Source organism: Chryseobacterium echinoideorum, assembly GCF_007474535.1.
Lineage (GTDB): Bacteria > Bacteroidota > Bacteroidia > Flavobacteriales > Weeksellaceae > Chryseobacterium > Chryseobacterium echinoideorum.
Map to the genome: position 1 here is coordinate 1 of NZ_VKNW01000005.1, position 21,919 is coordinate 21,919.

Below are 21,919 nucleotides of genomic sequence, written 5' to 3' on the forward strand. Positions count from 1 at the left end.
CTTTCCAAAGAAACCGTCACTCAACTTGAAAAAGGTAAATGACGGTCAACTATTTTTAAACTTTGCTTAAACCGAACTCAGGTTAAATAAGATTTGAAGATTATGGATTTATTACTGCCCTGACTCCTTCATTCCAAAATTTATCTTCCGGCATATAATAAAGATACGCATTACTTACTTTTCCTATATATTCCCCTGCAAATTCAACTTTTAAATCAAGATTAATTGTTTTCGTTTCGTTAGCATCAAAATGTTCCCAATACAAAACAAGGTAATTATCAAAAATTTCGTAGTAGGAAACTTGCTTTTTATCGACCAAATCTTTCAGTAAAGCATTTTGTAAAGTCAGACCCGCCGGAATGCCAATTTTCGTAGTCACCATTGGTAAATCTCCGTTGATTTTATTTTTTACAGTTACCGTCAGTTGGTTGGTCTCTCCTACTTTAGAAACTTCAGATTTTAATTTAGTTTCTAAGGATATAGGAATATTGTTGCTTTCTGGAGCTTCTAAAGTATAATACTGATAATCTAATTTGTAAGGTAAACCTTTTTCACATAAATATTCAACTGTCAAATCATTTTCTCCTTTTCTAAAAGCCGAGGCAAAACTGTTATTTTTGTCTAAAACAATCACATTGTTCACCTTAATTGTAGGTTTATCAGTTCCGTATAGTTTCTCATTTTTAGCAAAGAAGTTAGATAATGATTCTAATGCCAAAGCCGTTGCCTGCGTTGAACCAAAACCATAATACCCATTATAATTAATCAGTTCATCCGCAATTTCAGCGATTTTCAGCTGATTATGTTTCTCGTTTTTCTGCAATGCCATCATATAAAGTGAAAGTGTTTCTGCATTGGCAGAAATTCCTCCTGAACCGGTAAAAGTAGTCTTTACTTTTAGATTTTTCTCGGCATACTGTTTATTAAGAATTTCAATTAAATGAGTATAATCTTCATTTTTTCCAAGATTTTTCGCAGTATTTGCCATTAAAGCCAACTGATAAGAATCTTTAGTCGCCAAAACTCTTTTCAAGCTGTAATCGTAGTTTTGAAGCAGTTCGTTTTTAAAACCAACTTTAGAAAGTGCATACAAAACATACATATTTCTTGACCATGAATACTCGGAATAGTTGCTTTGCATTTCATATGATTTTCTCACCTCGAATAGTCCGTTTGTATTCTTTTTTGATAAAATAAATGAACTCAGATTTTGAATGAGCTTTGAATCAACATTCACATATTTTTTTAAATCTCTGAATTCCAATAAAGCAAATGCAGACAATGCAACATCAGACTCATTACCTCCAAAGTAAGAGAAACCACCATCTTTATTTTTGTAGGAGAGCATTTTCTGATATCCTTTTTTCATATTCCTAATGACGTTAAATTCATTATTCGGATCAATTTTTTTTGTAGATTTCAAATAATCCAAAATAAAAATATTTGGATAAACCGTTGATGAAAGCTGCTCAAAACATCCGTAAGGTTCTCGTTTTAATCTTTCTAAATCTTCAAACATTTGCAATGCCGAATTCTCATAAACGTAATATGATGAGATAAAACTTCCGTTAATGTATTCCGGAATATCAATTTTAAGATTTTCGTTTTTATTATTTATTATAGAAAAATGATGCGGAAAACCTTTTTCTTCAACTTTCAAAGGCAAAATCATCGTTTCTCTGAACTCTCCGGATTTTATCGCGAACTGAATATTAGAACTAATCAGTTTATCGGTCTGCATGGTTACAAATAACCTTCCTGATTCCAACGGCTTCAAAGTAATTAAACTGTCTGCTTTCATCAATTTTATATGATTTGGAACAATCACATCCAAATTCAAAGTTCTTGTTTCTGGCGAATTGTTTTTAATCACTACCGGAATGGTCATTTGATCAGTTCGTGTTAAATATTGTGGAATTTTAGCATCAATAGAAATCAAACTTTGTGCTGCATAGGTGGTGTCATCTCTACCAATCAATCCCGTTGCGGAAATACCTTCTGTCATAATTCTGAAAGCTGAATTGGCATCCGACTGATAAAATTCTATCTGAGCTTTTCCGTTTTTATCAGTTTCAACAAGAGGATTCCAATATAACGTTTCTCTGTAATCATGACGGTAAGCCGTGTTTGTCGACTCATAAACAGGATAAGAAAACTGCCGTGAATATTCATAACTGACTAAACTGTCATTGGGAATATTTTTTACTGCAAAATACGTTTCCGGGGTAATATCAATTTTTAGATTTGAATTTCTGCCTTTTTTAGTATTAATAACGATTACTCCGTTTGAGCCACGATTACCATAGATTGATGTTGCGGAGGCATCTTTTAGAACTTCCATCGAATTAATATCATTTGGATTTAGAGTTTTAAAAGCATTACTATTTGTAGGAAAACCATCTATAACATATAAAGGATCTGTATTTCCACTCAAAGAACCTACTCCTCTTACAACAATTGATGGTGTTGCACCTGGTTGTCCTGTTCCAGTAGAAATAATGACTCCTGCAAGTTGACCTTGTGCTATATTAAGCACATTTGAATTTGGTCTTTCGTTAAAATTTACAATTGATGAAGTTGCTGCATTTTTTTTTACCGTTTTGTAACCGACAACTACAACTTCCTCAATTTTTTGTTCTTTATTAATTGTATCCGATTTAGAATTAACAGAAGGCAAAGTTCTCACTAAATTTTCAATTCCCTTAGAAACCTTAAGATTTTCCTTCTTAATCTCTGCTTCTTTAATAATTTCTTCTACATTAATATTTTCTAAAGATTGCTTTACTAAAGGATTTATATTGAGTTTGTAAGATAACATTCTCACTTTCACTTTCTGTTTTTTATCTGCAGATTTAGCAATAACAGAATAATACTCACTCCTGTTTAAATCTGAAAAATAAAACAAACCGTTTTCCGATGTAATTTGCTTTTTTATTTTAGATTGATTACCGACCAAATAAACTTCTGCTTTCACAGGCTTTTTATGCTCATCTTCAACAATTCCGTAGATTGGGTTTTTCTTTTCAGGGAGATATTTATAGTTTCCGCTCTTTTCAACTTCAGGATTCATTTCAAAATATCGGTAACCATTTGTTAGCATCACCAGATCCAAACTTTTCACTGCTTTCTCTTCTTTTTTATCAAAATAAAATTGAGGTCTCTCAATTTTTCCTCGCAATTCTGAATCCATTAAAAGCCAGGAAAGAATATGATTTTGTTTATCATCTGCATAAGTCCACAATTTATCGTCAATCACTGATACGGCAAGATTTGCAGGAATGGGTTGGTTGTTTTCATCGGTAGTTTCGATATTGATAATTGCTTTCTCTCTCGGCAAATAATTTTTTTTCAGCGGAGAAACTTTTACTTTCATCTGCTTACTTTCATTCGTAAAAACAATTCTTTCGGCAAGTGGACTATTATTCTCTGAAATCGTAAACCTGCAGATTCCGATTGGAAGCTCTTTTTCAAAAATTTCAATTTGATTTAAGCCCTTTTTTAAACTTAAATTTTTAGTGTAAATTTCTTTCTCACGGAAGTTTCCGGAGATTACAACGTTTCTTTCGGAGGTAGAATTGATTACTAAACTTATGCTTTGATTTTCTTTTTTAAGATTAAAAACAATTCCGTCACTTTTGGCAACTGGAAGCTGATAAATCTGACTAATATTTTCCGGTTTTAAAATTTTCGCATAATACCTTTCACTATTTTTTGGAGTTAAATAAAAACTTCCCATTCCAAAATTATAGGCTGAAACCTCAGTTATTTTCTGATGATTCTGATTATAAATTCCTAAAACTGCATCTACCGGTTTTTCAAACTCATCCAAAACTTTAAAAGCGATGTTTTGTTCGATTCCGTTAATCAAAGTTCCGCCTTCCGGCATAAATTTTAAATCAAGATTATTTAAAACTATCGGAATATTTCTAGAAATAGATTCCGTGAAACCGTCAAAATTTACTTTGATATTCAACAAAGCATCCGAAGATTTCAACACTTCCGGAAGTTTAAATTTCAGTAAATATTTTCCTTCTTTGTCAGTAATCAAATTGCCTTCGGTGATTTTTTCGCCCTGATGCATCACGGTAAAATACGCTTCATAAAACGGAATCGGAAGGTTGCTCAAACTTCTCATGGAAAAATCTGCCAAAACCTCATCTCCTGCTCCATATCCTTTTTTAGGGAAATCAAGCTTCATTAAAATTCTTGGAGAAACAATTTTCTGAAGGGTAATTTCTTTTTCAAAAACATTTTTTCCGGTTTCATTCTGCATCCAGGCTGTAAACGCTCTGATTTTATAGATTCCGCCTTTCATATTATTATCAAAATAAAAATAGCCTTCAGCATGACCGTTTTTGATTTCATACTTAGATTTTTTCACTACTGTTCCGCTTGGATCGACTATTTCAAAATTGACAACTTTAGATTGCTCTGTCGGAAGTTGATTTTCTGCCTGAACAATATAAATTTTAAAATACATTTCCTCTCCCGGTTTGTAAAAAACATGATTGGTCTGGATGTATGTTTTTTCTTTTTTGAAATCGCCGAATTTATTTTGTGCTTTAAAAAATGTACTTGAAAGCAAAATAAAAACAGCAATGATATAGGATAAAATATTGAATTTCATTAGGTTCTTTTTAGGTTTGAAAATACTTCGGTTGGTGGTTACATTCAATTAAAATTTAAACGAAACTGTGCAGCCATACGTTTTAAAAGACGGCAGATTGAAAAAATCTAAACCTCGGCTGTTATCAAAATCATAAAAATTCTGATTAGAATCTACCCCATTATTTGCCTGCCAAAGAAAAATATTGTTCACATAAAAACTTACGCCCAAAGCTTTTCTGAAATTTCCAATATCAAAATATGCGGAAAGTGTAATGTCATTAATTCTTACATAATCAGATTTTTGCACATAATTTTCTGCAACCCCTAAAAGACCATATCTCGTCCAACGATTTTCGTTGACTGACAAATTAGTATTGTAAAAATCAACAGGAATCTGATTGACATTTCCGTTAGGATTTACGCCTTCAAAAACATAATTTTTACTATTTCTTTCGTCTCCCGAAGTTTGAGAACGCCCATAATAATCAAGAACAGCCTGAGTTCCGTTCCAGATCTGTCCGCCTTTTTTCCATTCCCAATTGATGTCTAAAGCGAACATTTTGTAAGTGAGATTATGGGAAAATTTCATCACAAAATCAGGAGTTGGGTCTGCTATAATTTTCGTTCCAGAAGCTTTTATAGGATAACCATTATTATCAATGATTACTTTTCCATCTGCGTTTCTTTCAAAATAACTTCCCACAACTGCTCCTAAAACCTGACCTTCCGATAGAGTTTTGTAAATATCACTGAAGCCTGAAATTATCAGATTATTATAACCAAAATTTACTCGATCAACAATATCCCGGTATTTAAAGATTGACGCTTTCGTACTTAAACTGATATTTTGACTTCGAATGATATTATCGTAATTAAAATTAACTTCATACCCGTCATAAGTATGGTCTGCGAGATTTTTCAAAACTAAATTCTGATTTTCAAAAACAGGAAATACATCATCGAAAATTTTTCTGTTAAAATATTCTGCGGTTAAATTCATTCTATGATTAATGATAAATTTGAATCCTGTTTTCCATTCTTTAACATTAATATTCGAGAGGTTATTAAATGTTTCAACCTCTTTTAAAGGGAAATAAAATTGAGAATTCTGTGCAGAAAATTGAGTCGTTGTATAAGAAGAATACGATTTTGAAACTTCCGGTTCCGCAGCTAATTGTGTGTATGCTCCCAGAACCTGAAAATCTGTAGAATTCCATCCAAATATGTCTTTGAAAGTAAAATATCCGTTTGCTTTTGGCAGCCAATAATTGTTTTTGAGAGAAGTATTTGATATATAAAATGAGTTTCCTAGATTAACCCCAAATTCTATGTCATTATAGTCCTCATAATCCAGATTATAATTAAAAATATAATCCTGTGAAGTTCGCTGGTAAAAATAATTTCGGTCTAAACTATGATTGATATTGATCTTTCGGTCATTTAGAATATGATTTAAACTGAATTTATTTGTCAAATTTCCACCCTGCAACTCGTAATTCGCAGAAATATTTGAATTGTAAAACTCATTTTTCTGATTTCTTATATTGTATAAGCCGTTTTGAAAGCCGTTCGTTGAAATTTTAAACACATCACGATGCATAACATCCTGATTATCGTAAGCCTGACTGATATTGAGTTTGAAGCCTCTCCACTGTCTGCTTACATCAAAAGTCAATTGTCGTATATTTTCGTCATAATTGTATCTATTTTCCTGTTTAAAAAGAAATTCAGGATTGTCTGCATTTGAGCTAAAACTTCTCTGTAAACCGTTATTTAAGAAAGCATTTTGCTGATTTGAAAACGAAATCGGCGTTAAAAGAGAATTTTGATATGCCCGATTGAAAAGCCCGATTCTGTTGGTATTGGTTGCTTTATTTTCTTCATAATTAAATCCTGCATTGATTTTAAACTTTAAAATTTCTGTGCTGAATTTTGCTTTAAAAGAATTGACAATATCAAACTGATCTATAAAATACGTTTGATCTTTCTGTTGTCCGATATTCAATGAAAGTCTTGCATCTTCGTTGTAACCGCCATTTTTAATAATCGCATTTACATTTAGCTGATTGCTGTAACCAACTGTTGTTTTGAAAAGATTGTTGTTGTAAGTTTTTGCAGGAAAAATTCCGTTGGACAAACCCACCAATTGTCCGTTAACATCATATTCATAAGGCTGCCCGTTGTAACCTAAAGTTGAAATATCTGGTCCGAAGCTGAATACTTCATCTGTTTCCGGACCTTTCCAAACCAAAAAACCATTTTCAGATCTTCCCTGAACGTATTTGCTTTGAGTTTTGGGAATTCGGTTTCTGTTTTTTATATCTAATGAACTGCTGAAACTTCCGTTGAAAACGAGAAATTTTTCAGGCTGCCTTTTAAGTTTATAGGTAGAGTCTGATTTCAACTTCAATTTTCTAACTGCCGAAAGATGGTAACCTGAATAATTTCTAAGAGAATCATAAGATTTCTCAACGCTGAATTCATCTGCTTCAATTTTTTTGATAAGATTGTTATAATCTTTGGAACTGATGTTTTCAACATATTTTTTATCAATCTGTCTTTCAAGAATATTTTTTAATTCATAAACCGTAGAAACTACCTGAATGCTTTTGCCGTTATTCCAAACCAAAGTATCACTCACATCAGCCTGTATAATTGCAAAACCTTTCTCATCGGTCAGTTCATAAATGCCTTTGTTTTTATTGAAAACCTTTAGAAAATTTTGAGGCTTCTTCTTTTCATTATAAAATTTCCCTGAAAAATAACGTTGAGAATCCTGCGCAAAGGCAAATTGAATGGCAAATACAGGTAAAAACAGATAAACTTTTTTCATCATAAATAATATGTCTAAAAATAGAGAAAAAAAAGAAATCTCCGAAGAAATTTCTTTTTTTGAAACCTATTCCTTATGTTAATTTTTAATCACTTTAAATGTTTCCCAACCTTTTTCTGTTCTGGCTCTTATCAGATATATACTTTGAGGGTATGAAGAAATATCAATCGCACTTTTCCCTGACAGTTTTTCTTTTTTCATGATAATTTTCCCTGCCAAATCATAGACATAAAGCTCATCGATTGGAAGATCTGAAATAATATTTACCGGACCTTTGGTAGGATTCGGAAATATTTTTATTTGATGCTCAGCTTGGCTTCCCACTTCTGTTTCCAGTTTTTTATTCAGATAATTGTGGGATGTACTTTTATCACACTCGGTGAGTTGCGCTCTTTGCAAAATCAATCTTAAAAGAAGATCATTCAGTTTTTCAACTTCATAAGATTCTACGGTTGGCTCAATATGATTGTTTCCAATTCCGCTGTGATTAGTTAGAAAACTATAAGTACCATTCGTCATCAGCGCAAAAGTTCTCATCAGATATTCTGTCTGCTTATCAATATCACTTGCTGATAGAGGAATAATGGTAATACCTTTTTGTGCTGCAGTTTTTATATAATTAAAAAGCTTGTCAATATTTTCTTCTGATTGATGTGGAGGCGCATCAAGAATTAAAAACATGATTTTGGCAGAATTTTTATCACTCCATTTCAGCTCATTTACAGAGACATCCATGGCTTCAACTACAGCTTCCGGGAAATCACCTCCACCTGAAGCATTCTGCTCTTTAATAAATTTCAAAAGCTGATTCGCATCATCATTAAAATCAAATTTTTTGGTTACATACTCATCTCCTTTATCTCTGTAAAACACAGAACCATATCTTACCTCTGTGTTTTTAAGATTAGATTCAACTTTTTTGAGAACATCCAGAAGCTCAGACTGCAAATATGCAATTTCATCGCCCATTGATCCTGTTGCGTCAACTACAAAAGCAAGATCTAAAGTTCTTTTTTCAATACACGGCTTATCTAGAACAATAAGGTTTTGTCCGTTTTTGAACTCTTTAGGGTGATTACTGATAACATTATTTGATTGATCCTTTAGAGTATATTTTTCCAGATTTTGTTCAGAACCATTCATTGGATTAATCCATAATTCTGCATTTCCAAGATTATTTGTAATAGATTCCCAGACAACTTCATTTTTATCATTGATTAATTTTATTTTTTCTCCTACAATCGGTTTTTTATTTTTATTAACTAGTTGTACCGACACTCTTCTTTCAGGAAAAAATTTCCATTCATTTTTATATCTCTCCAAAGTAGGTACAGCAATATCCACCCAATAATTCCATTTAGAAAAATCATTAACTTCTCCGGCAGTTAATTGTCCTGATTTTGGAAGTACTTCTTCCTTTTCTATTGGTTTACCGTTTTTTGGTTTAAGGGAATTTTTTTTCAGGAATTTATTAAACTTTTTGATTTTTGATTTTGAAGCATCTTTTGTAGATATTACTATAACCCCATTTGCTGCTTTGCTTCCATATAAAGAAGTTGCAGCCGCATCTTTAATCACCGAAATTTCTTTGATGCTTTCAGGTTTTAAATTTTTAAATTTTTCTCCGTTTGCAATCTCACCGTTAATAACATACATTGGCTCTGAACCTTTTATTGAACTAATGCCTCTGATAAGAATAGCATTTTTTGAAGAACCCGGAGATCTTGAAGTAGAACTGATTGACACTCCGGCAACTTCTGCTTTTAAAGAATTTAAAACCACTGCACTTGATGAATTATTGGCTATAAGATTTTCACTCACATTTGAAGATGACGCAACAGATGCTGGTCTTGCTGCTGTTTTACTATATCCAAGCATAACAACTTCTTCAATATTTTTTTCTTTAAAACCACTATCTACCGGAATATAAGGAACTACTTTATTGAGCTTAATTGGTTTTATACTATAATTCTTAAGATTATTTACTAATGATTTGTCTTCAAAAATATACCCTGATTCAAGATGATCATTGTACAATATTTTTGCATCTTCATAAGCTAATATTGCTTGGTTTCGGTTTTCTTTTAAACCATCTGTCTCCTTTTTAGTATTAGATTTTACCATGCTGTCAATTGCCTGAATATTTGAATTTATTTTAGATGAGACAGTATTTTGCGTAATTGTATTTTTCTCAGTTTCAGAAACAATGTTTTTATTCATGAAGTAGAAGGCTCCCAAACCAATCATTAAACTGGCAGCAATTCCGTATGGAAACCACACTGGAACGATTTTCTTTTTGTCGTCTTTTTTATCTAATTTTTCTTCAACTTTTGCCCAAACTTTATCAAAACCAGAAAAAGTAGCAGGTTCTTCCAAAGATTGAGAAGCCTCGTTGAATTTTTTATCTATATCGTGATTGTTTTCCATTATGTAAAAGTTTAAATGTTGTGATTGACTAGTAATTCCTGAAGCTTTTTCCTTGCAAAATTGAGCTGCGACTTTGATGTTCCTTCACTGATCGAAAGCATTGTTGCAATTTCTTTGTGCGGATATCCTTCAATCGCAAAAAGATTGAAAATCGCTCTGCATCCTTCGGGAAGAAAATGAAGAAGTTTGAGAATGTCTTTTTCAAAAGTGAGATTTTCAATTTTAGAATCAGAATATTCTATCAGATTTTCATCCAAAGAAACATGTAGAGACTTCATGCTTCTTAATTTCTGCAGACATTCATTCACAGTAATTTTCTTTGCCCACGCCTCGAAAATCTCATGATTTTGCAGTTGATTGAGCTTTGTGAAAATTTTGTAAAAACTATCTGCAAGTACCTCTTCAATGTCTTCATCATTTTTCAGGTAACGTCTGCAAACCGAGTATAGCTTACCCGCCATCTTTTCATAAACTTTCCGCTGTGCATTCCGGTTGTTTTGCTGGCATTCTATTATTAGTTTTTGTTCCATAGTCAGGCTTTATACTTTAATAGATGCAGAAATTTTGATGCAGGTTGGAAACACTGTAAACTTTTTCTAAAAATAATTGAAAAAATAATAATATGATCTATTTTTATTCTTATTTATAAAAACAAAACCGTTCTCAAAAATTTGAAAACGGTTTAAAATCAAAAAATTATAGGTAAAATTATGCTTTAAATTTTTAATAAAGTGTTGCCATACTTTCAGCAGAAAAATTTTTTATCTCATCAATTTTATTTTCTTTGAGTTTCTTTACCCATTCAGGATCCTGCAATAGCGCTCTTCCCACAGCGACAAGATCAAAATCACCTCTTTCCAGTCTTCTGGTAAGCTCAGACAAATCTGTCTTTTCTGTACCTTTTCCTGAAAAAGCTTCCATAAAATCTCCCTCAAGACCTACAGAACCTACGGTAATGGTTGGCTGACCCGTAATTTTCTTTGCCCAACCTGCAAAATTCAGATCAAAACCTTCAAATTCAGGTTCCCAAAATCTTCTCTGTGAACAATGGAAAATATCTACACCAGCTTCTTTTAAAGGAATTAACCATTCTTCCATTTCCTCCGGTGTATTGGCAAGTTTTGCTGAATAATCCTGCTGCTTCCATTGAGAAAGACGGATAATAATGATAAAATCTTCTCCAACTGCTGCCCGAATTGCTTTTACAACATCTACAGCAAAACGGCTTCTTTCTTTAAGCGTTTTTCCACCATACTCATCAGTTCTTGTATTGGTTACTTCCCAGAAAAACTGGTCAATCAGATAACCGTGAGCTCCGTGAATTTCCAAAACATCAAATCCCAATTCTTTAGCAGACTTTGCTGATGCAGCAAACTGAGCAATGGTATCCTGAATATCCTCCAAAGTCATTGAAGAGGCTTTCTCCATATCAACAGACGGATATTCTGCCGACATTCTTGTATCTCCTACATGCCAAATCTGAGGTCCCATTTTTCCGCCATACTCATGAACTGCATCTATGACGTTTTGCCATCCGTTTAATGCTTCATTTCCATAAAAGTCAGGAATATTTAGAAGATTTTTTGAAGCTGGTCTGTTAATCACGGTTCCTTCAGAAAGAATTAGTCCCACCTCAGAAGCTGCTCTTCTTTGATAATAATCTGCAATCTGCTGGGTAGGAACTCCTTTATCAGATTGAGCTCTGGTCATAGGAGCCATAACGAATCTGTTTTTAAGTTCCAGATTTTTATATATGAATGGTTTAAATAATGATTCTGTATTCATTTTATAATTAAATATTTATTTGTTACGCAAAGTAACTAATAATAGTTTGTATTTGTATCTTATAATTAAAAAAAGTAGTAACTTTGCAGTAACTAGTGATGGTAACTATAAAGTAACGATTGTGAATAAGCATGATTAACAATATGAATTTGATAAAATATTATTAAATAATTTAAAAAATCTGACAATGAGAAAAAATGAGATGATGAAATATAACTGCCCTCTCGGCAAAGCAATGTCAGCTTTAGGCAGTAAATGGAAACCCATTATTGCTTTGGTAATTAAAGACCGAAAGCTACGTTTCGGAGAACTTGCGGTAAGAATTAATGTGATTTCCAGGAAAGTTTTGACTGATCAACTTCGGGAAATGGAAACTGACGGCTTGATTATTCGCGAAGAGTTTAAAGAAATTCCTCCACGAGTTGAGTATTCTTTAACTGAAAAAGGTTTGGCATTACTGCCCATTCTTTACCTTCTTGAAGAATGGGAATCAAAATATCAAAGTCCTGAATGCAAAAAAAAGCAACTGGCATTGGAAAAGGAGAAAATGACTATAGCTTAATAAGCTAAATAATTATCTATAATTAACTTCTATTTTACAATTTGTGTAAATACCTTTCTTCTATAATATTCAAATGATGAATATTGTGACCCACGATCAATTTTCCGATGGTTTCTGCAGAAATCTGATTTCCGTTTGCTGTTCCAATATTTTTCAGTGCAGAATAATTGGCAGTTTCCAGCAAAATTTGTGAAGATTTTCTGATCAGCTGATATTCTTCAACTAAAGAGCCCAAAGTTCGCTCGTTTGCAAATGACTGAGTGGCATATAATTCTTCATCAAAACCAGGCAATTCATTGTGGTCGCCTCTCGCAATAGCCAGAATTCTGTACTGAAAAACTCTTTCTGTATCAGATAAATGCAGGAGAAGTTCTTTCAACGTCCATTTTCTTTCAGAATAAGCAAACATAGACTGTTGTTCAGAAAGATTAGTATAAATGTCTTTAGTTTTATCTCCACATTTTTTAAGTTCTTCTAGCCAGTTTTCAGATGGAATTAAATCTAAATATCGTTGAATATATTTTTTAAAATCAGTCATCGCTTTCACAACTTAATAATAAGAATTTTTGTTTGTTTCATTAATAATAACTCTAAAAAAAATCAGCATCCGCCAGAAAACGGATGCTAAGATTTTTATTTATTTAAGAAAATGCTCTCTCTAAATCTGCAATTAAATCTTCCGCATCTTCAATTCCTACGCTTAAACGAACTAAATCATCTGTAATTCCCAATTCTGCACGTTTTTCCGCCGGAATAGAAGCGTGAGTCATCAAAGCAGGATGATTGGCAAGCGATTCTACTCCACCTAAAGATTCTGCTAAAGTAAAAACCTTCACATTTTCTAAAAATCTGATTGCATCTTCTTTTTTACCTGATTTAAAAGTAAAAGAAACCATCCCTCCGAAGTCTTTCATTTGGGATTTTGCCAGCTCATACTGCGGGTGAGATTCTAATCCCGGATAAATTACTTTGTCAACAGCAGGATGAGATTCCAGGTATTTCGCAACAGCCATGCCGTTTTCAGAGTGTCTCTGAACTCTTAAAGCCAATGTTTTAATTCCTCTCAAAACCAGATAAGAGTCGTGAGGTCCTAAAATTCCGCCGCTTGCAAACTGAATGAAATGAAGTTTTTCTCCCAATTCTATATCTTTGGCAATCAAAGCTCCGGCAATTACATCAGAATGTCCTCCCAAATATTTTGTTGCAGAATGCATTACAATATCGGCTCCCAAATCAATTGGTCGTTGAAGATAAGGTGTAGCGAAAGTATTATCAACTGCCACTAAGATATTTTTTCCTTTTGCAATTTCTACTACCGCTTTGATATCCACTAATTTCATCAACGGATTGGTCGGAGTTTCAACCCAGATCAATTTGGTTTTATCGGTGATTAAATCATTAATTTTAGAAACATCGTCAAAATTTACGAAGGTAAATTTCAGCTGATATTTTTCGAAAAGTCTTGTAAACATTCTGTATGTTCCGCCATATAAATCGTCTACTGCAATTACTTCATCACCCGGATTTAATAATTTTAACACACAGTCTATTGCTGCTAAACCAGACCCGAAAGCCAAACCTTTTGCTCCGTTTTCTATGCTTGCCAAAGAGTCTTCCAAAGCCTGTCTTGTAGGGTTTGCTGCTCTTGAATATTCATATCCCGAATGTACACCCGGAGATTTTTGTGCAAATGTAGAGGTTAAAAATATAGGAACATTTACAGAACCGGTTGCAGACTCATGATGTTGTCCGCCGTGTATAACTTTTGTATTGAAATTCATAATTTTATTTTTTGGTTAGAAGCTGGATGATGGAAGACGGATGTTTCCTCAAACTTCTGACATCTTACTTCCAGCTTACATCATTTTTTTACATTTTTATAGCAGATTTTACTGCAAATTCTTCAGCCATCTGTTCCATCCACTCTGCTACGTCTTCTTCTCCTGTAGCTCTCTGGTAAGTATTTCCTAAAGAAGCCAAAATCTGATGGATAAACATTTTCATCTGATCTACAGGCATATCTTTAGTCCAGAGATCAATCCTTAAAGCTTCCATTGCTTTGTCATCCCAAACTGAAATCATGGTGGCTTTTGTCGATTCTTTTTCAACACCGCCATCTTGTGCATTCCATGTCATATTTTCCGGGATGTGATTTTCATCAAGCTCTACATCTATTGTAATCTGAGTTTTTCTCATTTTCTATTTCTCTTATTTATTTTTTTTAGCATTTGATAAATTGAAGATTCTTTTCAGTTTTCATTATCAAACATTAAGTTTTTATTTTTCTAATTCTGGCTTATAGCCTGCCTTATTAAATATATCTGTGGCATCCATTTTCAGGAACTCAGGAAGTTGTGTTTCCAGATTTTTGTTTAAAAACTCCTTGCAAATCTGCCATCCTGTATACACTCCTACCATAGGTGAAGATTCGTTGTCTATTTCTGTATAAAATTTTGAAAATGGTCCGGGATTGATAAAACGATCTACCAAACGGTGATCATCTCCAAAAATCAAATTATTCTCCACAAAATAATTGTAAATATTCGGTTCGTTGGCTGTAGTCCATTCATATTGTTTCTGATCATAATTCATTTTCAGATAATCGGGAGTTTCCGGAAGAAAAGCATCCTGAAGAATCATCATTTTTCCGTTATAAACCAATAAATCTATGAATTTCTGATGATCGGGAGAGAAAGGAACCAAATTTTCTGCAAAAACTTTAGAAACTTTAGGGACAATATTATTCGGATTCATGGATTTCTGAAAGTACTCTTCAAGGCCAGCATAATTAGGATTTTTGTTTCCCATAAAGCCGGAAATGTCAATAAACAGAAAGTTGGTCTTAGAATCATATAAAATAGGATCCTGAATCATCTGCAGACTGGATGAAAACAAAAAAACTTTTGGTGTTTTAAATTCAGGAAAATAATATTTGATGTGTGAAAAAAGATCCTGAAGTTCTTGCTGTAATTTCGCCTGATCAATTTTAGAAATCGCTTCTTTATAAATTTTTATTTCGGTTTCGTTTACTTTATTTTTAGCAAAGTCTTCGTCAGAAACAGTTCCCTGAAACCATGGAAACTGAGCCTTAAATTTTTCCAACGGCACGGCGGGATCATAGAATATTTTGGAAATATCAGTCACTTCCACTTTTTCAGCAGGATTTTTGATCTCAACTTTCCATTGCTTTTCCTGATCTTTTTTACAGGAATTTAAACTTAAAACTAAAACAAGAGAAAGGATAGCAATTTTAAAAATCTTCATTATTTTTACATGGAATTTAAGTATACAAAAATAAGGAAAATTAATGGCAAAAATATTCATTGAGACCGAAAGACTTCTTTTAAGAGAAATAATTCCGGAAGATGCAGAAGCATTTTTTGCTATGGACAGCAATCCTGAGGTGGTAAAATATGTCGGTATAAAGCCTCTTACCAAAATTACCGAAAGTGTAGAAATGATAAAAAGCATCAGAAACCAATATGCTGAAAACGGCATCGGAAGATGGGCTGTCATCAAAAAAGAAAACCATCAACTTATTGGCTGGAGCGGACTTAAACTGATAAAAGAAATTAATAACCATAAAAACATTCATGATCTGGGTTATCGTTTCTCACCGGAACATTGGGGAAAAGGCTATGCCACTGAAAGTTCTGCTGCAGTTTTAAATTTTGGCTTCAATACCATGAAACTGGAGAAAATTCATGCCTATGCAGATGTAAATAATGAGGCATCCAATTATGTACTGAGAAAACTGGGCTTCGAAGAAAAAGAAACTTTTAACGATGAAGGGGACGAATGTTTTTGGTATGAATTAAAAAAAGAAAATTTTAAATAAATTTTGATAAATGTAAATATGAAAAAACTATCAATTATTATCTGTATATTTTATTCTTTTTTTTCTTATGCTCAAAAAGTTCAATTTAAAGACAAAAATTTTGAAAAAGCTATTTTAGAAGAGTATGACAAAAACCACGATAATCATATCGATGAAAATGAAAAAAAAGACATTAAAACAATTCATTTTCGTGGAGTAGCCTTAAAAACATATGATGATATTTATCAGTTTGATATAAGCAAATTGATTTTTGAGGATATGTCTATCAATAAATTGATAATAAGAGATATTCCAACTTTGCGAAATCTATTTTGTACTAATTGCAATCTTACTCTATTTGAAATAGAAAATTTAACTAACCTAGGAAGTGTTTACATAAGTAACAATTCCCTAAAAAGTTTTTCTATTAAGAACAGTCCCAAATTATACTCCTTAGATTTATCTGATAATCTATTCGATGTCATTGAAGTAAATCATTTTGTTAACCTTGAAAGTCTTTATGTTTCAAATAATAGCCTTCAAAATTTAAATGTACAAAATCTTTTAAAATTAAAAGATCTTAGGATTCATAACAACAAAATAACAAAACTTGATTTATCAAAAAACATAAATTTGAATTTTTTATATGCGTTTGGTAATAATCTTAAAATATCTGATATTATAAAACCATATGAAAAAAATATTTGGATAAACCTGAAAGAACCAATCAAAGAAGAAGGAACAATTCCTTCATTTCCATAAAATTTTAATTAAAGCTAAATAAAAAAAGATACAATGAAGACACAAAAAGTAATAGACCATATTGTAAACTGGTTGAAAGATTATGCAAAAAAAGCTAATGCAAAAGGATATATTATAGGAGTTTCCGGGGGGGTAGATTCCGGAGTTGTTTCTACACTCTGTGCAATGACAGGGCTTAAAACTCTTGTTGTTGAGATGCCAATCAGACAGCAGAAAGACCAAATTTCGAGAGCTTTGGAACAGATTGATTTTCTTAAAGAAAACTTCACCAATGTAGAAGGATTAACTATAGATCTCAATGCTCCGTTTGAGGCTTTACACGATATTTTTGATGTGAAAGATGACGAATTCCCTAATGAAAAGCTTGCTTTTGCCAATACAAGAGCCCGTCTCAGAATGCTTACCTTATATTATTACGGACAAATAAACGGACTTCTTGTTTGTGGAACAGGAAATAAAGTTGAGGATTTCGGAATCGGATTTTATACCAAATACGGTGATGGCGGCGTAGATGTTTCACCAATTGCTGATCTTTACAAAACGGAAGTTTACAAACTTGCAAAGGCGCTCAATCTTCCTGAAAGCATTAAAAATGCAATTCCTACAGACGGATTATGGGATGTAGACAGAACAGATGAGCAACAAATTGGAGCAACGTATCTGGAACTGGAAAAAATTCAGAAAGAATACGGGACAAAAACTGCCGATGATTATGAAGGTCGGGATAAAGAAGTTTTTATGATTTTCGATAGAATGCATAAGGCTGCAAAACATAAAATGCTGCCTATTCCTGTATGTGACATCAATGAAGAATGGCGGAATTAAGAAAATCCTAATCAAAACTAAAGGCTTAGATGATAAAAATCTAAGCCTTATTACTTATTGAAAGAAATTTATAACAGTTTGATTTTATCATCCAGAATGTCTATCAATTTATCTTTATACAATCCACCGATTGCTTTTTTAAAATTCTTTTTGCTCATCTGAACCTCATCTTTGATATCTTCCGGTGAAGACTTATCTGAAAGATGAAGCAATCCGAAATTTTCTTCGAGTTTTGTAAGAATTTTCTGCTTAAACTCATCAATATTTTCAAATCCCTGCGGTTGAAGAGAAACATCAATTTTTCCGTCCTCACGAATTTCTTTGATGTAACCCTGCTCTTCAGACAGCGGATAAAGCTTTTTGAAAACATCGGAAGCATAAATTAAACCGATGTATTTTTTGTTGATAACTACATTCCAGCCCAATTCGCTTTCGTTCATCATTATCAAATCCACTTTATCCCCTTTTTGAAAAGGCAGATTTTCGTACTGAGGATTTCTTTTGAACTTTGTAGTACCGGTGATTAATTCTAAATCTTCATCTACATACAAATAAACCAAATATCTTTTGCCTTCAATAATTTTGGTTTTCTGCTGCTTGTACGGAATAAACAAATCTTTGATAATTCCCCAATCCATAAAAGCTCCACTCGGAAGGCTTTGCACACAGCTCATTACCGCAAACTCGCCTACTTCCGCCAACGGAATTTCTGTTGTTGCTTTCAGCTTATTATCATCCTGATAAATAAAAACTTCAATATCTTCTCCAAATTCTTTTTCTTCATCAATAAAAATTTTAGACAAAAAAGCTTTTTCACCGCCATTGTCTTCTAAAATCCATCCTGAATTGTTTTTTTCTGAAATTTTTAAAGTCTGAGTTTTTCCGGGTTGCATTAATGATCATTTAGCTGACAAAGATAAGGAAAAATAAGTTGGAGAGTTGAAGAGTCTAAATTTGTTAACAAAAAAGACTGCCGATAACGACAGTCTTTTTTTGAATATTAAATTTAATAATCTTTAAATTACATATGAAGTGCTCTCTTTCCAGTCGCATCCAATGCAGCTTCCTTAATGGCTTCTGCATACGTTGGGTGAGCGTGAGAACTTCTTGCGATATCTTCAGCACTTGCTCTGAATTCCATTGCAATCACTCCTTCTGCTATCAAATCGGCAGCTCTTGCTCCGATCATATGAAAACCAAGAACCTCATCCGTTTTTTCGTCAGCAATAATTTTCACCAATCCATCTACATCACCACTCGCACGGCTTCTTCCTAAAGCTCTCATCGGGAAAGTTCCTATCTTATAAGCAACTCCCTCTTCCTTCAGCTGCTCTTCAGTTTTACCAACTCCTGCAACTTCAGGCCAAGTATACACTACTCCGGGAATCAAATTATAATTGATGTGAGGTTTTTGCCCTGCTAAAGTTTCAGCAACAAAAACACCTTCTTCTTCAGCTTTATGAGCCAACATTGCCCCTTTGATTACGTCCCCGATTGCATAAATATTAGCAACATTAGTCTGTAAATGATCATTGGTTTTAATTCTTCCTCTCTCGTCCAGTTCAACACCTGCTTTTTCAAGAGCAAGACCGTCTGTAAAAGGTCTTCTTCCAACAGAAACTAAACAGTAATCTCCTTCAACGGTAACTTCTTCTCCTTTTTTATCTTTTGCTGTAATTTTTACAGAATCTCCGTTTCTTTCAACAGCAGAAACCGCTGTAGAAAGCATAAATTTCATTCCCTGTTTTTTAAGAACTTTTGTCAATTCTTTGCTTAAAGCTCCATCCATCGTAGGAATGATTTTATCCATAAATTCAACTACAGTTACCTGAGAACCTAATCTTAAGTAAACAGAACCTAATTCAAGACCGATAACTCCCCCTCCGATTACGACCAGATGCTTAGGAATCTCTTTTAAATTTAAAGCTTCTGTAGAAGTAATCACTCTCTCTTTATCTAAAGTAATGAAAGGTAAAGATGAAGGTTTAGAACCTGTTGCAATAATGGTATATTTAGAATCAATAGTTTCTGTAGAACCGTCGTTTTTAGTTACTTTAACCTGAGTTGCAGATTCGAAGCTTCCAATACCTTCAAAGACAGTAATTTTATTTTTATCCATCAGGAAGTTAATTCCTTTTGTTGTCTGCTCTACCACTTCATTTTTTCTGGCAATCATTCTTGCGATGTCTGCCTTTGGCTCATTAATAATAATTCCGTGGTTTTCAAAATTATGTTTTGCGTTTTCAAAATGCTCAGAGCTGTCTAGAAGTGCTTTTGACGGAATACACCCGACATTCAGACAAGTTCCGCCCAAAGTTGGATATTTTTCGATAATTGCAGTTTTGAAACCCAATTGTGCTGCACGAATAGCAGCGACATAACCTCCAGGACCAGAACCGATTACGGTGACATCGAATTGACTCATTGTATATTTTAATTTATTTATTATCTGTTGATTAATTCTTACAAATTTACTGAATAATTTAGAAGAAGCAAAGTAAGTTTTGTCAGGTTTATCTATTTGCGTTAATCAACACAAAGACTACAAGAAATAATAAAACAAGTTCTATACCTACATTCTTAAAATTAAAAGTACAATACTTATCAAAAAACATGATTTAAAGACTCATATTCAACTTATCTTTTCCAAAAACTTCTTTATTATCAAAAAAATTCCCACCCCCAATATACCACTCCAGATTTTCCAAATATTCAACTGCCTTTTCAGGTTTCATTACAGCAACTTCTTTTTTAGCAATAATTCCTTTGTACCATCTTGAAGATTTAGGATCATCCGGAGATTCAATTTCATACTTAAGCCAGATTCTTTGGCAAAGTCTGCACTGTATGATACTTACTTTAGCATTTGTATTATTAGAAGAGTCGATCCCTACTGTTGATGTTCTGTATTCAGATTCAGTAAGATCGTGTTTTTCGCAGGCACAACCTAATTTCGTAAGTTTTTTCATGAATGGAGTAATTTTAAAGAAAATTGGTGCGCAAATTTAGGAATATAATTTTTTTATCTAATTCAAGATATCTTTTAAAATCTTCTCGTAACGATTCAGAATAATTTCTTTGGAAAACCTTGATTTAATGCAATTTTTAATAGCATCAGCATCATGTTCACGATGCAAAATCTGCAAAATCATCTGCGAAAATTCTTCGTGATTATCAATATCCGAAACGTCACCATTAATTCCGTTTTGGATGATCTCGTTAATTCCGCCCGGACAATTATTAGCTAAAGCATAAGTTCCGCAAGCTCCGGCTTCAAGCAAAACATTGGGAAAACCTTCATATCTTGAAGAGAGAATAAACAAATCTGCAAATTTCAGAAACCGATAAGGATTTTCTTGTCTGCCATGAAAAATAACGTGCTTCAACCCAAGAAAATCTTTCATCTGATGAAGTATTTCTTTATCTCGCCCATCACCCAAAATATGAAGCAGAATATTTTCGTTTTTAAGCCGTGAAAAAACCTTCAGTAAATTATCAAATCCTTTTCTGGAAGATAAATTACCAATTGCCACTACATTTTTATAGTTATATCTGAAACTTTCCGGTTTGGCGGAAACAGCAAGTTTGGAATTGATAAAATCAAAATCTACAGGATTATTAATTTTAATCACTTTAGATTCCTTTATATTAAAATTACCCGTTAAATCTTTCATCATATCATCACTTTGAGCGATAATCTGATGATAATTGTTGTAGAATTTATAGAAAAATTTGATTTCTTTTCGGGTCACATGTTCTGAAACCACATTGGTTTCTCTCGCAATAAATTTTGTATTAGGAAAAAGCCTGATAAATAACGACAAATAAGCATTAACTTCACCAAATCCTGAAAAAACAATATCCGGCTTTCGTCTGTAAATTTCTTTAAGAATGGGTTTTAAAGAATGTCTTATTCTTTCTGTATTGATATCAATGATTTCAACATCTTTTTTCAGTAAATCCAAATAGCCGCCTTGTTTTCTCAGCAGCAAAATTTTAGGGTCAAAAAAGTCTCTTGACAAATGATTGGCAATGGTGGTAACGATTCTTTCTGCACCACCGGTTTCCAAGTCAGGCAAAATAAATATGATGGAAATTCTCTTGTTCATCCTGCAAAATTAGTAATGATAAATTTACTGACTTTAAAATAAATCCTCAAACTCTGAAGAATGATTATTGATAATATGATCAATTAAAAATCGGTTGTCCCACGAAGTATTGTTATTAGCTTTGTATTGTAAAGACTTTTTACCAAACTTTATTAATTTTTTGACGTATTTTTGACATTGAAATTAAAATC

Annotated in this window: 17 protein-coding genes; 4 read left to right on the top strand and 13 right to left on the bottom strand. The window is 32.9% G+C overall.

Translation table 11 applies throughout. The features are described 5' to 3' along the window. Positions 1-100: 100 nt before the first annotated feature. The 5 genes from FOL89_RS07520 to FOL89_RS07540 form a co-directional block, all read right to left on the bottom strand. The gene (locus FOL89_RS07520) at positions 101-4,627 is read right to left on the bottom strand and encodes a TonB-dependent receptor plug domain-containing protein (RefSeq protein WP_144282213.1); all 4,527 of its coding nucleotides are present in this window, start codon (positions 4,625-4,627) and stop codon (positions 101-103) included. Positions 4,628-4,675: 48 nt separating this feature from the next. Then, positions 4,676-7,444: a hypothetical protein gene (locus FOL89_RS07525; RefSeq protein WP_144282214.1), complete on the bottom strand. Its 2,769-nt coding sequence runs from the start codon at positions 7,442-7,444 to the stop codon at positions 4,676-4,678. Positions 7,445-7,519: 75 nt separating this feature from the next. Next, positions 7,520-9,868: a TonB-dependent receptor plug domain-containing protein gene (locus FOL89_RS07530; protein ID WP_144282215.1), complete on the bottom strand. Its 2,349-nt coding sequence runs from the start codon at positions 9,866-9,868 to the stop codon at positions 7,520-7,522. 11 nt (positions 9,869-9,879) lie between these two features. Then, on the bottom strand, positions 9,880-10,398 hold the full coding sequence (locus tag FOL89_RS07535) for an RNA polymerase sigma factor (RefSeq protein WP_144282216.1): 519 nt from the start codon (positions 10,396-10,398) through the stop codon (positions 9,880-9,882). 193 nt (positions 10,399-10,591) lie between these two features. Beyond that, on the bottom strand, positions 10,592-11,653 hold the full coding sequence (locus FOL89_RS07540) for an NADH:flavin oxidoreductase (RefSeq protein ID WP_144282217.1): 1,062 nt from the start codon (positions 11,651-11,653) through the stop codon (positions 10,592-10,594). A 187-nt stretch (positions 11,654-11,840) separates the two neighbouring features. Between FOL89_RS07540 and FOL89_RS07545 the strand changes: the two genes are divergently transcribed. After that, entirely contained in the window at positions 11,841-12,215 is a 375-nt protein-coding gene (locus FOL89_RS07545) for a winged helix-turn-helix transcriptional regulator (RefSeq protein ID WP_144282218.1), read from the top strand. Positions 12,216-12,249: 34 nt separating this feature from the next. Here the strand turns inward: FOL89_RS07545 and FOL89_RS07550 are convergent, their stop codons facing one another. From FOL89_RS07550 to gldB, 4 genes are all read right to left on the bottom strand, one after another. Continuing rightward, the gene (locus tag FOL89_RS07550; protein ID WP_144282219.1) at positions 12,250-12,753 is read right to left on the bottom strand and encodes a DinB family protein; all 504 of its coding nucleotides are present in this window, start codon (positions 12,751-12,753) and stop codon (positions 12,250-12,252) included. 103 nt (positions 12,754-12,856) lie between these two features. Beyond that, positions 12,857-13,996, bottom strand: coding sequence for a cystathionine gamma-synthase (locus tag FOL89_RS07555; protein WP_144282220.1), 1,140 nt, complete (start codon positions 13,994-13,996; stop codon positions 12,857-12,859). An 88-nt stretch (positions 13,997-14,084) separates the two neighbouring features. Next, positions 14,085-14,411, bottom strand: coding sequence for a gliding motility protein GldC (gldC, locus tag FOL89_RS07560; protein ID WP_144282221.1), 327 nt, complete (start codon positions 14,409-14,411; stop codon positions 14,085-14,087). Positions 14,412-14,492: 81 nt separating this feature from the next. Then, on the bottom strand, positions 14,493-15,479 hold the full coding sequence (gldB, locus tag FOL89_RS07565) for a gliding motility lipoprotein GldB (RefSeq protein WP_144282222.1): 987 nt from the start codon (positions 15,477-15,479) through the stop codon (positions 14,493-14,495). 43 nt (positions 15,480-15,522) lie between these two features. Between gldB and FOL89_RS07570 the strand changes: the two genes are divergently transcribed. From FOL89_RS07570 to nadE, 3 genes are read left to right on the top strand one after another with little or no spacing between them, the layout of a single operon-like run. Further along, the gene (locus FOL89_RS07570) at positions 15,523-16,053 is read left to right on the top strand and encodes a GNAT family N-acetyltransferase (RefSeq protein ID WP_144282223.1); all 531 of its coding nucleotides are present in this window, start codon (positions 15,523-15,525) and stop codon (positions 16,051-16,053) included. An 18-nt stretch (positions 16,054-16,071) separates the two neighbouring features. Beyond that, positions 16,072-16,794, top strand: a complete 723-nt coding sequence (locus tag FOL89_RS07575) for a leucine-rich repeat domain-containing protein (protein ID WP_144282224.1) — start codon at positions 16,072-16,074, stop codon at positions 16,792-16,794. A 33-nt stretch (positions 16,795-16,827) separates the two neighbouring features. Further along, a complete protein-coding gene (gene nadE / locus FOL89_RS07580; RefSeq protein ID WP_144282225.1) occupies positions 16,828-17,619 on the top strand; it encodes an NAD(+) synthase in 792 nt (263 codons plus the stop codon). A gap of 68 nt (positions 17,620-17,687) precedes the next feature. Here nadE and FOL89_RS07585 read toward each other — a convergent pair whose 3' ends face one another. From FOL89_RS07585 to FOL89_RS07600, 4 genes are all read right to left on the bottom strand, one after another. Then, positions 17,688-18,512 carry a CvfB family protein gene (locus tag FOL89_RS07585; protein WP_144282226.1) on the bottom strand — a complete coding sequence of 275 codons (825 nt, stop codon included), beginning with the start codon at positions 18,510-18,512 and terminating at the stop codon, positions 17,688-17,690. Positions 18,513-18,640: 128 nt separating this feature from the next. Next, positions 18,641-20,044 (bottom strand): dihydrolipoyl dehydrogenase, encoded by a 1,404-nt coding sequence (lpdA, locus tag FOL89_RS07590; RefSeq protein ID WP_144282227.1) that lies wholly within the window; start codon positions 20,042-20,044, stop codon positions 18,641-18,643. A 193-nt stretch (positions 20,045-20,237) separates the two neighbouring features. Next, positions 20,238-20,588 carry a hypothetical protein gene (locus FOL89_RS07595; RefSeq protein WP_144282228.1) on the bottom strand — a complete coding sequence of 117 codons (351 nt, stop codon included), beginning with the start codon at positions 20,586-20,588 and terminating at the stop codon, positions 20,238-20,240. Positions 20,589-20,645: 57 nt separating this feature from the next. After that, the gene (locus FOL89_RS07600; RefSeq protein ID WP_144282229.1) at positions 20,646-21,728 is read right to left on the bottom strand and encodes a glycosyltransferase; all 1,083 of its coding nucleotides are present in this window, start codon (positions 21,726-21,728) and stop codon (positions 20,646-20,648) included. Positions 21,729-21,919: the final 191 nt, after the last annotated feature.

Coding starts and splice junctions, on each gene's coding strand:
- FOL89_RS07550 (WP_144282219.1), bottom strand. CDS start 12,753: ATGACTGATTTTAAAAAATATATTCAACGATATTTAGATTTAATTCCA.
- FOL89_RS07600 (WP_144282229.1), bottom strand. CDS start 21,728: ATGAACAAGAGAATTTCCATCATATTTATTTTGCCTGACTTGGAAACC.
- FOL89_RS07525 (WP_144282214.1), bottom strand. CDS start 7,444: ATGATGAAAAAAGTTTATCTGTTTTTACCTGTATTTGCCATTCAATTT.
- nadE (WP_144282225.1), top strand. CDS start 16,828: ATGAAGACACAAAAAGTAATAGACCATATTGTAAACTGGTTGAAAGAT.
- FOL89_RS07545 (WP_144282218.1), top strand. CDS start 11,841: ATGAGAAAAAATGAGATGATGAAATATAACTGCCCTCTCGGCAAAGCA.
- FOL89_RS07595 (WP_144282228.1), bottom strand. CDS start 20,588: ATGAAAAAACTTACGAAATTAGGTTGTGCCTGCGAAAAACACGATCTT.
- gldC (WP_144282221.1), bottom strand. CDS start 14,411: ATGAGAAAAACTCAGATTACAATAGATGTAGAGCTTGATGAAAATCAC.
- FOL89_RS07570 (WP_144282223.1), top strand. CDS start 15,523: ATGGCAAAAATATTCATTGAGACCGAAAGACTTCTTTTAAGAGAAATA.
- FOL89_RS07540 (WP_144282217.1), bottom strand. CDS start 11,653: ATGAATACAGAATCATTATTTAAACCATTCATATATAAAAATCTGGAA.
- gldB (WP_144282222.1), bottom strand. CDS start 15,479: ATGAAGATTTTTAAAATTGCTATCCTTTCTCTTGTTTTAGTTTTAAGT.
- FOL89_RS07530 (WP_144282215.1), bottom strand. CDS start 9,868: ATGGAAAACAATCACGATATAGATAAAAAATTCAACGAGGCTTCTCAA.
- FOL89_RS07535 (WP_144282216.1), bottom strand. CDS start 10,398: ATGGAACAAAAACTAATAATAGAATGCCAGCAAAACAACCGGAATGCA.
- FOL89_RS07555 (WP_144282220.1), bottom strand. CDS start 13,996: ATGAATTTCAATACAAAAGTTATACACGGCGGACAACATCATGAGTCT.
- lpdA (WP_144282227.1), bottom strand. CDS start 20,044: ATGAGTCAATTCGATGTCACCGTAATCGGTTCTGGTCCTGGAGGTTAT.
- FOL89_RS07575 (WP_144282224.1), top strand. CDS start 16,072: ATGAAAAAACTATCAATTATTATCTGTATATTTTATTCTTTTTTTTCT.
- FOL89_RS07520 (WP_144282213.1), bottom strand. CDS start 4,627: ATGAAATTCAATATTTTATCCTATATCATTGCTGTTTTTATTTTGCTT.
- FOL89_RS07585 (WP_144282226.1), bottom strand. CDS start 18,512: ATGCAACCCGGAAAAACTCAGACTTTAAAAATTTCAGAAAAAAACAAT.